Origin of the sequence: Arthrobacter ginsengisoli, assembly GCF_031456935.1 — a bacterium.
Classification (GTDB): Bacteria; Actinomycetota; Actinomycetes; order Actinomycetales; family Micrococcaceae; genus Arthrobacter; species Arthrobacter ginsengisoli.
Genome location: NZ_JAVDVQ010000065.1, coordinates 1 through 1,363 on the forward strand (window position 1 = coordinate 1; position 1,363 = coordinate 1,363).

General features: G+C 64.7%; 1 protein-coding gene. It reads left to right on the top strand.

All coding sequences use genetic code 11. The features are described 5' to 3' along the window. Nucleotides 1–50: 50 nt before the first annotated feature. A partial coding sequence (locus J2X01_RS21950; RefSeq protein ID WP_310062679.1) for an acyl-CoA carboxylase subunit beta occupies nt 51–1,363 on the top strand: 1,313 nt, incomplete at its 3' end.

Consider the following 1,363-nt stretch of genomic DNA (forward strand, 5'->3'; position numbering starts at 1 on the left):
TTGTTCGTATACTAGTAGAGGACAACAATTCTTATTCCTGGAGGCTCATCATGACTGAAGCTACGATCGCCGCACCCGCGCCGGCGCCGGAAGTCGACGTGCCGGCGATCACGGTGCACGAACAATTGACGGAGAAGCTCGCGGCGGCCCGTCTGGGTGGTTCGGAGAAGAACCGCAATAAGATCATCGCCTCGGGCAAGCTTCTGGTCCGGCAGCGTCTGGCGATCCTGTTCGATGATGAGAATTACATCGAGGACGGGCTGCTGGCACGGTTCGAGGACGGCCTGCCCGGTGACGCGGTGGTTATTGCGTTCGGCCGTGTGGACGGGCGCGAGGTGTGCGTGATTGCCAATGACTACTCGGTCAAGGCCGGGACCTGGGGCAACCGGACGTTTGAGAAGATCACCCATGCCCAGCAGAAGGCGGACGCGGCGGGTGTGCCGATCGTGTACCTGTTTGATTCCGCGGGTGCGCGGATTGATGAGCAGTTCGAGAGTTTCGCGGGCCGCCACGCGTGGGGCAACATTTTTTACAATCAGGTCCAGATTTCGGGCCGGGTGCCGCAGGTCTGTGCGCTGTTCGGTCCGTCGCCGGCCGGGTCGGCCTATGTTCCGGCGCTGTGCGATATGACCATCATGGTCCGCGGCCACGCCACGGCCTACCTGGGCTCGCCGCGGCTGGCCGAGATGGTCACCGGCGAGAAGGTCACGCTGGAGGAGATGGGCGGGGCCGAGATGCACTGCACGGTCTCCGGCCTGGGTGACGTCCTGGTGGAGAACGACGAGGAGGCCCTGAACGCGATCCGCGTCTGGCTCTCCTTCCTGCCCGCGAACTGGGAGACCCCCGCGCCGATGGCGCCGGCCATCGAACCGCGGCCGGGCCGCACCCTGGAGGAGATCGTTCCGCTGCGCGAGGCCGAGGTCTTTGACATGGAGGAATTCGTCGAATCCCTGGTCGATGAAGGGTCCTGGTTCCCCTACAAGGAACTGTTCGCACCCGAGATGCTGACCGGGTTCGCCCGGATCAACGGCCGCTCCGTGGGGCTGGTGGGCAACCAGCCCACGCACATGGGCGGCTCGATCTTCCCGAACTCCTCGGACAAGGCTGCGCGGTTCATCTGGATCTGCAACGCCTACAACATCCCCATCGTTTTCCTCGTGGACATCGCCGGGTACATGATCGGTTCCCAGGTCGAGCGTGAGGGCATCATCCGCCACGGCGCGAAGATGATCTTCGCGGTCTCCGAGTGCCGGGTCCCGCGGATCACCGTCCTGGTCCGCAAGGCCTACGGCGGCGGCTACCTGGCCATGTCCGGTGCGCCGATGAACCCGGACGCGGTGATTGCGCTGCCGACCGCCCGCCC